General features: G+C 61.9%; 9 protein-coding genes. 6 read left to right on the top strand and 3 right to left on the bottom strand.

What is annotated here, in order from left to right:
• The first annotated feature begins 50 nt into the window (after nt 1-50).
• Nucleotides 51-4,013, top strand: a complete 3,963-nt coding sequence (locus ACOVRJ_RS16290; protein ID WP_422044886.1) for a two-component regulator propeller domain-containing protein — start codon at nt 51-53, stop codon at nt 4,011-4,013.
• 455 nt (nt 4,014-4,468) lie between these two features.
• Here the strand turns inward: ACOVRJ_RS16290 and ACOVRJ_RS16285 are convergent, their stop codons facing one another.
• Nucleotides 4,469-5,134, bottom strand: coding sequence for a DUF1566 domain-containing protein (locus ACOVRJ_RS16285; protein WP_422044885.1), 666 nt, complete (start codon nt 5,132-5,134; stop codon nt 4,469-4,471).
• A 457-nt stretch (nt 5,135-5,591) separates the two neighbouring features.
• Between ACOVRJ_RS16285 and ACOVRJ_RS16280 the strand changes: the two genes are divergently transcribed.
• Nucleotides 5,592-6,230 (top strand): LysE family translocator, encoded by a 639-nt coding sequence (locus ACOVRJ_RS16280; RefSeq protein ID WP_422044884.1) that lies wholly within the window; start codon nt 5,592-5,594, stop codon nt 6,228-6,230.
• Nucleotides 6,231-6,621: 391 nt separating this feature from the next.
• Here the strand turns inward: ACOVRJ_RS16280 and asd are convergent, their stop codons facing one another.
• Nucleotides 6,622-7,497, bottom strand: a complete 876-nt coding sequence (gene asd / locus ACOVRJ_RS16275) for an archaetidylserine decarboxylase (RefSeq protein WP_422044883.1) — start codon at nt 7,495-7,497, stop codon at nt 6,622-6,624.
• 53 nt (nt 7,498-7,550) lie between these two features.
• On the opposite strand from asd, the gene ACOVRJ_RS16270 reads away from it, so the two are divergent.
• The gene (locus tag ACOVRJ_RS16270) at nt 7,551-9,218 is read left to right on the top strand and encodes an aminotransferase class III-fold pyridoxal phosphate-dependent enzyme (protein WP_422044882.1); all 1,668 of its coding nucleotides are present in this window, start codon (nt 7,551-7,553) and stop codon (nt 9,216-9,218) included.
• A 96-nt stretch (nt 9,219-9,314) separates the two neighbouring features.
• Here the strand turns inward: ACOVRJ_RS16270 and ACOVRJ_RS16265 are convergent, their stop codons facing one another.
• On the bottom strand, nt 9,315-9,956 hold the full coding sequence (locus ACOVRJ_RS16265; RefSeq protein WP_422044881.1) for a hypothetical protein: 642 nt from the start codon (nt 9,954-9,956) through the stop codon (nt 9,315-9,317).
• A gap of 264 nt (nt 9,957-10,220) precedes the next feature.
• Here ACOVRJ_RS16265 and ACOVRJ_RS16260 point away from each other — a divergent pair, with 264 nt between their 5' ends.
• The 3 genes from ACOVRJ_RS16260 to ACOVRJ_RS16250 all read left to right on the top strand — a co-directional run.
• Nucleotides 10,221-11,462 carry a glycosyltransferase family 4 protein gene (locus tag ACOVRJ_RS16260; protein WP_422044880.1) on the top strand — a complete coding sequence of 414 codons (1,242 nt, stop codon included), beginning with the start codon at nt 10,221-10,223 and terminating at the stop codon, nt 11,460-11,462.
• A 570-nt stretch (nt 11,463-12,032) separates the two neighbouring features.
• Nucleotides 12,033-12,887, top strand: a complete 855-nt coding sequence (locus ACOVRJ_RS16255) for a DUF4238 domain-containing protein (protein ID WP_422044879.1) — start codon at nt 12,033-12,035, stop codon at nt 12,885-12,887.
• Nucleotides 12,888-13,083: 196 nt separating this feature from the next.
• On the top strand, nt 13,084-13,465 hold a 382-nt coding region (locus ACOVRJ_RS16250; protein WP_422044878.1), incomplete at its 3' end, for a hypothetical protein.

The raw sequence follows: 13,465 nt of genomic DNA, 5'->3' as shown, positions 1-13,465 counted from the left end.
TGCCGAGGGTCGTGGCCCTCTGGCTGTTAACGCTCGTTTTCGCAAGCTTGATGCCCAGCCAGGCTGCCTGGGCCAGTGCCTTGCACAAGCTGCGCTTTTCTCACTTTGGCGTGGAGCATGGTCTGCCCAGCGGCGCCGTCCTCAGCCTTTTGCAAGACCGCCATGGTCTGATGTGGCTGGGCACCACCTCGGGCTTGGCGAGGCTGGACGGGCATGAAGTCAAGGTCTTCAAACCCATCCCAGAACGCAGCGATTCGCTCAGCCATGGCTTGGTTGAGGCTTTGCTGGAGGATGAGCAGGGGGTGTTGTGGATCGGCACCCGGAGTGGTCTGGACCGCATGCCGCTGTCGACCGAGAAGATTCAGCGTCAGACCATGCCGGAGTCCTTCAGCCTGGGCGAGCGGCGTGTGATGGCTTTGGCGCCCGCCGGGCCGCAGCGCCTGTGGGTGGCCACCGTCGGCGGCTTGCTGATGTTCAACACGGCCGAGCAGCGATTCATAGCCTGGCAAAAGCCGGGGGACGAGCGACTGGCTTTCAAGCGCCCCATTCGCGCCTTGTTGCCCGATGGCCAGGGGGGCGTGTGGGTCGCTGAAAGCCACGAAGTCTCCAGAATCAACGCGCAAGGTCAATTGCTGGTTCAGTTCGGCACCCTCAATGGCCTGGGGGCAGACGCGATGCGGGCCATCGATTTGCAAGTCACGGCTCTAGCTCAGGATGCGCATGGCCGCTTGTGGGTGGGCATGATCGGCGGCTTGCAGACTTGGCGCCTGCAGGATCAAGGGCCGCCGCGACCTGACCCCTTGGCCCAGCGTTTGAACCTGCCCAAGGATCGCATCTACAGCTTGATGCGCGATCGCGACCAGGCGATGTGGGTCGGCGCCTTCAGTCGCCCAGCCTTGTATCGCTGGAGCGAGGAGGCTTCGGGCGAAGAGACGGGTCGCGGTCGACTGGACACCTTTGTCAAGCTGCCGGCCGTGGAGGCCAGCTTGGCCGAAGACTCGGTGGGAGCCTTGATGCAGGATCGCAGTGGCGCATTGTGGGTGGGCTCCTTGTCCCGTGGCGTCAGTCTGGCTGATTTGGGCGGGAGGCGCTTTGCTACCTACCTGAGCGTGCCCGGTGACGCCAAGAGCCTGCCCAATGACACGGTGATGGCTGTCGTCTTTGAGGGGGCTGACCAAGCTTGGGTGGGCACCTATGGCGGCGGACTGAATCGACTCGATCTCCCGAGCGGCGATGTGCAGCGCATCGGCACTCAGCAAATGCCCCTGACGCATATCAAGGCCTTGTTGCGTGAGCCCAATGGACAGCTCTGGGTTGGCGGCGAACGCGGGTTGCAGCGTTTTGACCCGAAGCAGCAACGCAGCCAAACGATCGACCTGCGCCCCGAGTCCTTGGGGGATGTGTCCGTCAGCTCCTTGCTGCGCATGGACAGCGGTGATCTGTGGGTGGGCAGTTCTCAGGGGCTGTTTCGAGTCGAAAGCAGCGGGCGCATCGTCAGCTATACGGCCAAACCACGCGATCCGAAGGCGCTTCGCCATGCCGTCGTTGACAGCCTCTTGCAAGATCGTGACGGCCGTTTGTGGGTGGGCACCAAAGGGGGGTTGCATCTGTGGGATGCCCTGACCGACAGCTTCTCGCAGCCGGTGCAAGGCAATGCGGCCGTGGCGAAGCCGGCGCATTTGGCGGTCTATGGACTGCGCCAGGACGCCCGTGGGCGCATCTGGGTTGCCTCGGAACAGGGCTTGTTTGAACTGATCGCCAGCGGGCCGAACGGCTGGCAATACAAAGCTTGGTCCGAGGTGCCGGGCATGCCCAGCGGGGCCTTTGAGTCGCTGGAGCTTGCTGCATCGGGCAGTGTGTGGTTGGGCAGCGAGCAGGGCTTGACGGAGTTTTTGCCCGATACACAGCGCGCTCGCTTCTATCCTGCCAGCAGCCATTTCAAAGGGGGCTTCAATTTTGCCGCGAGCGCCCGTGGCCCCGACGGCTCGCTCTATTTCGGAGGCAAGGGCTTGGTTCGCTTCAAGCCCGAGGTCTTGGCTGACAACAAGCAGGCGCCGCGCGTGGTGCTCAGTGATCTGCGCGTGTTCAATCAATCGCTGGCGGCCGAGGCCAGTCCACCCTCGGCCAGCGCCGGGCGTTTGGGCGCCAGCGGCCCGCAACTCAGCTTGGCGGATCTTGGGATCACTGGGCCTTTGCACCTGGCGCAAGAGGTCAAGATCAGCCACCGCGAAACCATGGTGAGCTTTGTTCTTTCGGCCTTGCATTTCAACCAGCGCAGCCAGGTGCGGCATGCCTGGAAGCTGGAAGGCTTTGACCGTGACTGGATCTACGGCCAAGACAATTCCGGCGTGGCCACCTACACCAATCTGGATGCCGGCCAGTACCGCCTGCTGGCCAAAGCCGCCAATCCGGACGGGGTTTGGGGTGAAGAACAGATGATGTTGAACCTTGTGGTGTCGCCACCCTTTTGGCGTACCGGTTGGTGGTACACAAGCTTGGTCTTGATGGCTTTGCTGGGCTTGGCCGCAGCCTACCGTTGGCGCGTCAGCAGCTTGCACCGCACGCGCCAAATGCTCCAGCAGCAAGTGGCGGCGCGCACCCAGCAGTTGCAAGAGCAAGCGAGCCAACTGGCCCTGGAGAAGCAGTTGGCGCAAACACAAAGCGTGTTGGCGCTGCAATCCAGCGAAGCCGCCGAGAAAGCGCGCCATGACATCGCCTTGTTGAGTGAATTCGGGCGACAGATCACCGGGTCTTTGGACGTGGCGTCGATTCAGCGCACGATTTACCAGCAAGTCGGGGAGCTGATTGAAGGTGACGTCTTTGGTCTGGGGCTGGTGAATTGGCCGGCGCGAACCGTGGCCTTTGATTTCGTCATTCACAGAGGCGAGGCTTGCAAGCCCTATGTGCGTAGCTTGGAGGCTGTGGAGATGCCGGCAGTGCAAGCGGTCTTGAGTGGCAAGTCCCAGCGGGTGGACCAGATCGAGCGAGACAGCCGGGTGCTTTACAGGCAAGAGGGCCCCACCCGCATCGTGCTGCAAAGTGGCGCTGACCCAGCCCAGGTGCATTCCGGTATTTATGCGCCCATGCTGCTGAAGGACCGGGTGGTGGGCTTGATCTTCATGCTCAGCGAGCGCAGCCATGCCTTCCAGGCCAACGATCTGGCGATTCTTGAAACCCTCGGCGCTTATGCGGCGGTGGCGCTGGATAACGCCGAGGCTTATCGGCAACTGAAGACGGCTCAGACCCAGCTGGTCGAGCAGGAAAAAATGGCGGCCCTGGGTTCCTTGGTGGCCGGCGTGGCGCATGAATTGAACACCCCCATCGGCAACAGCCTCTTGGTGGCCAGCACCTTGCTGGACCGGGGCCGCGCCTTCACCCGGCAGTTGGCCGAAGGCGGCTTGCGCCGCTCGGAGCTGGAGCGGCACTGCCAGGCGAACGAAGAGTCCAGCCTCTTGCTGGTGCGCAGCCTGGACAGCGCGGCTCAGCTGATCACCAGCTTCAAGCAGCTGGCGGTGGACCAAACCTCGGAGCAGCGCCGCCAGTTCCAGCTGCTCACCTTGTGCACCGAAATCGCCCAGACCCTGGGCAACCGCCTGCGCCGCGAGGGCCATGTGCTGCACCTGGAGGTGCCGCAAGACCTGAGCCTGGACAGCTTCCCCGGCCCGCTGGGCCAAGTGCTGACCAATCTGGTGCTGAACGCTGTCATCCACGGCCTGGAGGGCCGGCGCGAAGGGCAGCTGAACCTCTCGGCCGAGGCCTTGGAAGGCGAGCGGATCCGCCTGGTCTTCAGCGACAACGGCCGAGGCATCAGCCCCGAGCATCTGGCGCGCGTCTTCGATCCCTTCTTCACCACCAAGCTGGGCCAGGGCGGCAGCGGCCTAGGCCTGCACATCAGCTACAACATCGTGCACTCGGTGCTGGGCGGCAGCATCGAGGTCAGCAGCGCGCCGGGCGAGGGCGCCCGCTTCGAGATCATCATTCCCGCCGTGGCTCCCTTGCGGGTGGAGTCCTGAGCGCTACACAGTTTTGCGACAGATGGGCGCGAGTTGATAGGGATCGAGCATGGCAAGGCTTGATGCTGACGCTTGCTTGTTGCTGCTCTCCTCAGCGTGTCTGCGCAGTTGCTTGGCTAGCCGGCTGCTTTCGGCAGTGCAGGTCATTCGGGACCCAAAACTGAACTGCAGCAAGGTGCCCATACCGGGCATTCGCCGCAAAGCTTCAAACCCATCGCTAAAGGGTAAGCGGAGGTACCAGCTCTCCCGAGCCAGTACATCCGAACACAGTGCCCGACGTGTACTTAAGGTAGCGCGAGAAGCTGGCCACAAGCTTCTCCATATGCACCGGCAAGTCAAGCGCGGCCTTGTAAATCGGCAGCTATTCGTAGCGGGCCATCGGGGCGCAAAAAAGTCGATTGGGGCTAACGCCCCAAACCCCTCAAAAGACCCGAAGGGCTCGAAGCGTCAAAGCCTCAAAGTGCCCGCCGCCGACGTGCCAACAGCGCGCCGGTCAAGGCCATCAGCGTCAAGGCCAGTGTTTGTGGCTCCGGCACCGCGGCGGTCACATCTCCGGGGCGCACAGCCAGCGCGTACAAACTATTGCCCCGGCCGCCGTAGCTCTGGTAGCCGTCGCTCGTACCGAAGCCCCACGCGCCGCCTGAATCCGACGGGTACGAAGTACCGGACCAGTAGTAGTAGGACTGCACGTTTTTGAACAGCTTCAAATTGTCCATTTCTGCTTGGCTATCCCCGGCTGGATTCAGGATGCTCTGACCCGGCTTGCCGCCCAGTGCTTCGTAGAACAAATGACCCATTTCACTGCCAGTACAGTTAAAGCCCCCGCAGTAATCCGATTTGGCTAGGCGCCAATCGCTGTGACCGGCGTACTTTTCGGTGTTGAGCTTGGCGATCCAAGCGACGGACTGGCTCCAAGTCATCCGGCCATCACTGTCGAAGCCACTGGTCTTGGCGAGGTTCCAATCCTGCACCCATTCCAGCCCGGTGCTGGTATCGAGCACCCCCAGACCGCCGCTCACGCTCTTGAGCGTAGGGGTCGGACCGGCTTGCGCCGCGCCCATCGTGGCCAATGCGCCCAACAGGGCGACGGTCTTAAAAGTCCTATTGAGCAATTGATTCATCGTCTTTTCCCTGGATAAATGGCACTGAAGGCGCCGAATGCTTGCTTAAGAAAAATGGCCAACAAGAATTTAACGCGGGCACTGTAGCTTTGCCTGCGTCTCCAAGCCCCCCCTTATTTGAGGGGTTGGGCCTGTGAACTCGCATAAAAATATTCGAGACCCAGGGCCGTCCTTCCGAATCCTTTTTTGGGCGCTCATTTGCGTGCGCTTGTACGTTCTGCCTCTATCGGGCGAGATGGCGAATGCCCTGTATGGGCACTTTGCAGCGACTGCCGACCGCAGGCCCAACGGCGCCTTTGTGCTGAGGCCAGTCTTTGACGCGGCATCGCTTCTGCGCAAGCCGCAGCAGCTTTGGCGGCCAGGGGGAGTGAACGGAGTGGGCTGAGGTCGACACGGCGACAATCGGCGCCTTCGCGCTTTTTGGCGACGCCCTTTCTTTCTTCGACCCAACCGCCCCATGCTCAGCCTCGATATCGCTTTGACCTTTTTCTCCGTGGCCTTGCTGCTGGGCTACACCCCCGGCCCGGACAATGTGTTCGTGCTGATGCAGTCCGCCATGCAGGGCCGCCGTGCTGGCTTTTATGTGGTGCTGGGCCTATGCACCGGCCTGCTGGTGCACACGGCGGCGATTGCGCTGGGTTTGGCGACGGTGTTCGCCGCATCGGCTTTGGCCTTCACCGTGCTCAAGCTGCTGGGCGCGGCCTATTTGGCGTATTTGGCCTATCAGGTCTTGCGCGCGCCGGTCGGGCCTTTGGCCGAGCAGGCGCAACTGCATTTGAGCCCTTGGAAGATGTACAGCCGCGGTGTGGTGATGAATCTCACCAACCCCAAGGTGGTGTTCTTCTTCCTGGCCTTGCTGCCGCAGTTTGTGGACGATGCGGCCACCGCGCAAAACGGCCCGGTGGCCTGGCAGATCGCTCAGCTGGGGCTGATCTTCATCGTCGCCACGCTGATCTCTTTCGGCTCCATCACCTACTTTGCCGGCGCGCTCAGCCAAGTGCTGAAGCGCTCCACCCGCGCTCAGCGCGGCTTGAACTGGTTGGCGGGTACGGTCTTCATTGGACTGGCGCTGCGTTTGGCCTTGGCTGAGCGCTGAAGACTCTCGGGCGCGAGGCTGGGCACTGCAGCCCGAGCAGCCGCCGGGCTCATAGCTCGGGGGTCGGCACTGCGTGCCGACTTCCCTGCGCTGCTCGCAGCTTGGGGCCGGCGCAGAACTCACTGCACTCGCTGCGCTCGTTTCGTTCAAACATGCTGCGCCAAGTCAGATATTGAAGCGCGCTGCGCGCGCACCCCAAGCTGCTGCGCTGCTCAGCCCCTCACAAATCGCCCGGCAGCTGCCCGGGCCGCAGTGCGCTTGCATGGCGACCGAGGTGCATTGCTTCGGTGGCGAAAACCAAACCCGTAGGTGGCCCGACCCGGGCACCATGAGCACGGCGGCGGGCCGGGTCACCGGAGCGACCTTTCACCAAACCCCGCAAAACTCGTGCTCAGGCCTGCGGCGACTGATGCTTCAGCAGCGCCTGCCCCATGCGAATCTGCGTGCCGGTGCTGACGCCGGGGCAGAGTTCAAAGCCCTTGGGCACGAAGACGATGATGGTGGAGCCATGCTGGAACCAGCCCATCTCTTCACCCTTGTTGAAGCTGGCCTGACAGGGCAGCTCGTTGGCGCCCTGGTAGTCCACATGCAGCAAGAGGTCGAGGAAATGCAGGCGCAAGCTGGCCACCAAGATGGCAGCCACCGGCACGATGGCAATCGGCTCGCCGCTCTTCAGCCGGGTGCGCAGCACCGCCCGCTCATTGCGGCAGAACAAGCGCTCGACCCGCTTCAAGGCGATCGGGTTGACGTTCCAGGTGTCACCGGCGATGTGGGTTACATGCTCGACCGTGCAGTCTTGCGGTGCATGGAAGCGGTGGTACATGGCCGAGGTCAGGCGCAGGGTGATGAACATGCCGTCTTGAAAGGCGGAGGTGTCTTGGCTAGGCCCGAACAGGTCTTGCATCGAATAAGGGAAGCCTTTGGCTTGAAAGACCTGGCGGCCTTCCACCCGGCCGCAGGCGCCGACGATGGCGTCGCAAGGGCTGCTCAGCACCTCCTCGCGCATGTCCACCTGGCGCGCGCCCGGCACCAACTCGCGGGTGAAGCAGTCGTGCAGGCTGTCGAAGCGTTGTTTCTTGGCGTCGCTCAGGTCCAGGTCGGTGAACAAGCGCCAGACGGCGATGGACATCTTGGCCAGCAGCGGGCTGCGGATCTGGCTGAACTTGCCCATAAGGCGGGTCAGCGCGATACGCGGAATGCGGTTGGTGAGCAGGAAATTGAGATCCTCCTGTTGGAGCATCTTTCGCACAGAGATTGTCATATTCATGAGGCTGTCAAGCAGCGCTGTTTAGATAAGGGACTGGACTTCTTGCCCATCCCATGGAACATCAAACTTTTGCACTTTCCGCATTGGCCCTGGCCGCGCTGGCCTGGACCTTGCCGCGCGCCAAGCGCCGCCTTGAGCTGTCGCGCGCCAAGCATCGCTCGCTGGCCGGGCACTCGCGCATGGCCAAGCGGCTGGCCGGCTGGATTCCGGGCTACGCCTACGACGAGGCGCGTTTCTTCAATTCGGACGGCGCGCCCGAGGATGTGGTCAGCCGCCGCCGCGTCGGCTTCAAGCGCTTGGCCGAGTCCTTGGCGCAAAGCAGCCCCAAGAGCATTGCCATGTCGGCCCAGGCTCGCGAGGCCATCTCCGACCTGCAGTTCACCGGCAGCTACCGTGTGCCCTTCCAGTTCAGCCCCTATCTGCGCCAGCACCTGAAGACCGGCAGCTTTTTGCAAAGCTCCTCCGGCGTGCAGGTGGTGGACCTGGACGGCAACGCCTACTACGACCTCACCGGCAGCTACGGCGTCAACGTCTTTGGCTACGACTTCTACCGCGAGTGTGTGGACGAAGGCATTGCACTGACGCATCAGCTCGGCCCGGTGCTGGGCGCTTACCACCCCTGCGTGGCCGAGAACGTGCAGCGCCTGAAGGCCATCTCTGGCCAGGACGAGGTGTCCTTCCATATGTCCGGCACCGAGGCGGTGATGCAGGCCGTGCGCCTGTCGCGTTATCACACCCGGCGCAAGAACCTGGTGCGTTTTTGCGGCGCGTATCACGGCTGGTGGGAGGACGTGCAGCCCGGCATCGGCAACCCCTTGCCGCCGCGTGAAACCTACACCTTGCAAGACATGGACGAGCGCAGCCTGAAGGTGCTGCGCACCCGCAAGGACGTGGCCTGTGTCTTGATCAACCCGCTGCAAGCGCTGCACCCGAACGCCGGCGCGCCGGGCGACTCGCAGCTGTTGGACAGCAGCCGCCGTGCGGGCTATGACCGCGCGGCCTACACCGCTTGGTTGAAAAAGCTGCGCCAGGTCTGCACCGAGAACGGCATTGTGCTGATCTTTGACGAGGTCTTCCTGGGCTTCCGCCTGGCGCCCGGTGGCGCGCAAGAGTACTTCGGCGTGCGGGCCGATATGGTCACTTATGGCAAGACCCTGGGCGGCGGCTTGCCGGTCGGCGTGGTCTGCGGCAAGGCCGCGCTGATGAAGCGCTTTCGCGAAGAGCGCCCGGCCGACATCTGCTTTGCCCGCGGCACCTTCAACGCCCACCCCTATGTGATGGGCGCCATGAAGGTGTTCTTGGACCGGCTGCAAACGCCGGCGATTCAGGCCATCTACGCCGGCTTGGACGATCGCTGGAACGCCCGCGCCGCGCGCTTCAATGCGGCGCTGAAGGATGGCGGCGTGCCGGTGCAAGTGGCGCAGATGCAGTCGATCTGGACGGTGTTCTACACCCAGCCCTCGCGCTACAACTGGATGCTGCAGTTCTATTTGCGTGAGCAAGGCTTGGCACTCAGTTGGGTGGGCACCGGCCGGCTGATCTTCAGCTTGAACTACAGCGACGCGGATTTCGATGAGGTCACGCATCGCTTTGTGAAGGCGGCACAAAAGATGAAGGCTGAAGGCTGGTGGGATGCGGATGCGGCTCTGAGCAACAAGGCCATCAAGCGCGGTCTGCTCAAGGAGATGTGGCAAGCCCTGAAGTCGGGCGGCAAGCCTTGATGGCTGGAACGAAGCGCAAGCGCTGAATCAAGATTCAAAAAGAGGGCTTCGCAAGAAGCCCTCTTTGTTTGTTCATTGGTTTCAGCGATCCAGGCCTTAGCGCTTCTTCGCTTGCACTTCGTGAGCCACATGCTCCATCGGGTCGATCAGTTCGCCGCGCAGTAGGTAGAGCGGGGCCTTGTGATACAGCATGATGTCGTGGAAGGGGTCGGTCAGGATCTTGGTCATCCAGGCCACGCCGGTCATCAGGTCTTGCTGAATCCACAGCTGCAAAACGCGGAAGATCAGGCCGGCCGCGCCCAGAGCCAACCAGGCCATGCCGACGTCATGCACAAAGCCATTGAAGTCGGTGGCGGGCTGGATCAGGCCGAAGACCGAAGGCTGGAACCACAGCAGCGCCGGGATGGCCACCCAAATCGCCAGCAGCACAATCTTGCGCTGGATGTTGTAGCCAATCTTGATTTCTTCCTTGTGCTCGTCGGTGGCTTGGTTGACATGGTCATAGCCGCGCGGCTCGAAGAAGAAGTGGCCGGCCTGGCGGCTGGTCATCGACACGCACCAGGCCAAGATGGCGGCCATGGCCGGGTCAAAGTACAGCATGCCGTAGGCGATCACAAAGCAGATCGCGCTCAGCAGGTGCAGGCTTTGGTTGATGCGGCTGTGGTGGTAGTAGCGGTGGTCGTCCCAGCGCTGCTCTTTCAGAGTGGCAGCGAGAGTGGGCAGGAAGGGTTTGTTCACACGCGTCCTCGAAAGAAAGAAACAATGAAAAGGGCAAACCAAAAAGACTGCCCGCCAGGCCGGAAGCAGCAAGACGCAAACACATGGGCTTGCCAGCCGCTTTGGCATCGGTGGCGCGATGGTGACGGCCCTGCATGAAAATTCCGTGACGATGGCGGCTCATCGATGCTTTGAAAAGCGCCGGGCTGCCGGCATCAGGCCCTTGCTTGCAATTAAATAGTCCGCTGTCATCGAACTGTTATGCGTGCTGGGCACCATGCAGGCATGAAGCACGACACACCGGACGGCATCCTCGTTGACAACTACCCGGCGGCGCATCGCTCCTTGCGCATTGCCTTCGTCACCGAGACCTACCCGCCGGAGGTCAACGGCGTCGCCATGACCATCGCCCGTATCGTCGAAGGCCTGCACGCCCGCAACCATGATGTTCAGCTGATCCGGCCGCGTCAAGACGCCAACGACTCAGCCGAAACCGCGGTGCGTTTTCATGAAGTGCTGATGCGCGGGCTGCCGATTCCGCGCTACCCGAACCTGCGCATGGGCGTGCCGTCCAAAAAGGCGCTGGTGCAGCTTTGGTCGGTACACCGGCCCGATGTGGTGCACATCGCCACCGAAGGCGCCCTGGGCTGGTCGGCCCTGCAAGCGGCCACGCATCTGAAGCTGCCGGTCTGCTCCGACTTCCGCACCAATTTCCACGCCTACAGCCGGCACTACGGCATTGGTTGGCTCTACAAGCCCATCATGGCCTATCTGCGCAAGTTCCATAACCGCACCCAGAACACCATGGTGCCCACCGAGGCCCTGCGGCGCGATCTGGAGGCCGGCGGCTTCAAGAACCTGACCGTGGTTTCGCGCGGCGTGGACACCAAGCAGTTCACGCCCTTGCGTCGCAGCCAAGCGCTGCGCGAGCAATGGGGCGTGGCGCCGGATGATTTGGTGGTGCTGTACGTGGGCCGCATCGCGCCCGAGAAGAATCTGCCGGCGCTCATCGCCGCCTTTGAGGCTATCAGCCAAAACGATGCACGCGCCAAGCTGGTGGTGGTGGGCAGCGGCCCGCAGCAAGCCGAGTTGCAACAGCGCCTGCCGCAAGCCATCTTTGCCGGCCAGCGCAAGGGTGAAGATCTGGCGGCGCATTACGCCAGCGGCGATTTGTTCTTGTTCCCCAGCCTGACCGAAACCTTTGGCAACGTCACCACCGAGGCCATGGCCAGCGGCTTGGCCGTGCTGGCCTTTAACTACGCCGCCGCCGCCCAGCTGATTCGCAGCGGCGAAAACGGCATGTTGGCACCGATGGACGACACCGCGGCCTTTGTGCAAGCCGCAGCCAGCTTGGCGGCTGATGTTCAGGGCCGCCGGCGCATGGGCGAAGCTGCTTGCCAAACCGCCAGCGCGCTGGATTGGAGCAGCATCGTCGCCCGCTTCGAAGGCGTGCTGGACTCGGTGATCCACCGTGCCGAAGTGCCGTATCGGTCGCCGATTGTGGCGGCGAGGCAGAGTGTGGTTTGAAGGACGAGCCCTTTTCGTGCACGGGGCTGCGAGCGTCTTGACGCTGGTGCATTTGGCATGCGCTTGAGGTCAGTGCGCATGGCCTGTTATTGAAACGGGATCGCGTCTGCCCGCGCCGTGCCGGGAGTTCGCCCAGCCGCATGCAGGCGGCCGGGCCCTCGTCGGCCGTCACAAGCGTTGCTTGTTCGGTGCCGCCTCTGCCCCAGCGGGCGACCCACTTTCTTGTGCGCACAAGAAAGTGGGCAAAGAAGGCGCCCCTGCCGCATGGCCCTGCGGGTCCGCTCCGATGCTCAAATTCGCCGGCCCGCGCCCAACTCGCTTCGCTACGCTCCGCTCAGACAAGGGGCGCGAAGTCAGTGCTTGAAGTCGCTGCGCGACGCCCTGCAAATTCTCCGCTCCTCGCCCATGCAGAAGGGGAACCCCAAAAAGAACTCGGCTCGCTGCGCGTCGCCCCGATGGATGCTGCGCTGCGCGCAAGCACCTTGAAGACTTGGGGGCAAGTCTTGCTTATAGATTCAAGACCTGATCCCTATACCACCCATAGAATCTGAGTCCCTTACATTGGCCGCTATGGCTCACGACATTCATCATTTCGTCCCAGCGTTTCTGCTTCGCGAATGGGAAACAGGCGAGGATCAGAAACTGACCTCTTTTCGATGGTCAAGGGGAGCTGTCGTCGACAGCCGGTTTAAAGCGAAGTCCGTGGCAAAGCAGAGGCACCTGTACTCGAAGACCTCAGACGAGGGGCGCCCCGACAACAAGTTAGAACGCGATTTCATGGGGCCGGTGGTAGACGAGCCCGCAGCGATTGCGCATCAGATGATGGTTACTCAGGGCATCCACGCGCTGAGCGAAGGCCAGCGGCGTGATTGGGCGCGCTTTTTGGTCTGCCAGATGATACGAGTGCCGAAAATGGTGGTGCACTTGAAGTTGCGCGGCCGAGAGATTCTGATGCGCGGCGATGAGCCAGTTTCAGCGGATGCGCTTCAGCCGGGAGATCCCCCGGTGTCTTTGGCGAATTGGCTGCTCGAGCACAAGCCGACGCTGTTTGACGATCTCGGCATCGAAACGCTTCCTTACATCGTTCAATCGAAACTGCTCAACGGAGTGTTTCTTGGGGCGACATGGGGTATCAAACAAATCAAGTGGGCGAAGCACAACTACGTCATCAGCGATACGCCCCTGGTCTATGAGGGGAAGATGAACTCAGACTTCTTGTTCGCGCTGCCACTAACGCCAACTGTTCTATTTGTCGCGTATTCCAACGAAGCCGTCACAGGGAAGCATCTGGACGAAGCCTCTCACAATAAGTTGGTGGTCACAATGAATCGCACTCAAGCTGACCAAGCAGATACTTATGTCTTCGCTACTGACAACAAGCAGCGCGCGCTTGTGGCTCGCTATTTGAGGAAACCGACAAGGTAACGCCGCCATGAGGCAGCCGCCTATCAGAAGCTGGCCGTGGTCAATTGAGGTGGCACGCCGCGCCTTCCGCCCCAGGGTGGGCACCCGTATCTTCGCCTTCGGCGATGCCGGCGGCCATTGCTCTGGCAGCTGACCCTGAGGCACTTCGCGCATCGACCCGACTGGTAAGCTACCTTCGCAGCGAAGGAGATCCGCCATGGCGAAAAGGGCACTGTTCCTGTTTCTGGTCTTGTTCCTTGGCTTGAACGCAGGCCTGGCCGCCAGGACGCTCAAGGTCGGTGTGGTTGATGGATTGCCGGGCTTCAGGGTGGAGAACGGTAGGCTTCAAGCAGACTCGCCTCTTCCGGAATTCATTGCTGCTCTGGAGAAGGAATTGAGGGTCAAGTTGGTGTGGTCTGAATACCCCACCCGGCGCTTGCTGAACATGACTGAAAAGGGTGAGTTGGATCTCATCTACCCGGTGGGTTTGAGTTCAGAGCGTGATGCCATTCTCAAGCGCAGCATCCCCGTCTATGTGACCCACGACTGTGCTGGTCAAGTTTTTTCGGACACAGCGATAGGTTGTTTGATTGCCGATT

It is taken from the genome of Roseateles sp. (assembly GCF_049240545.1).
GTDB lineage: Bacteria > Pseudomonadota > Gammaproteobacteria > Burkholderiales > Burkholderiaceae_C > Paucibacter_A.
This window is presented reverse-complemented; position numbering and strand designations above follow the sequence as displayed.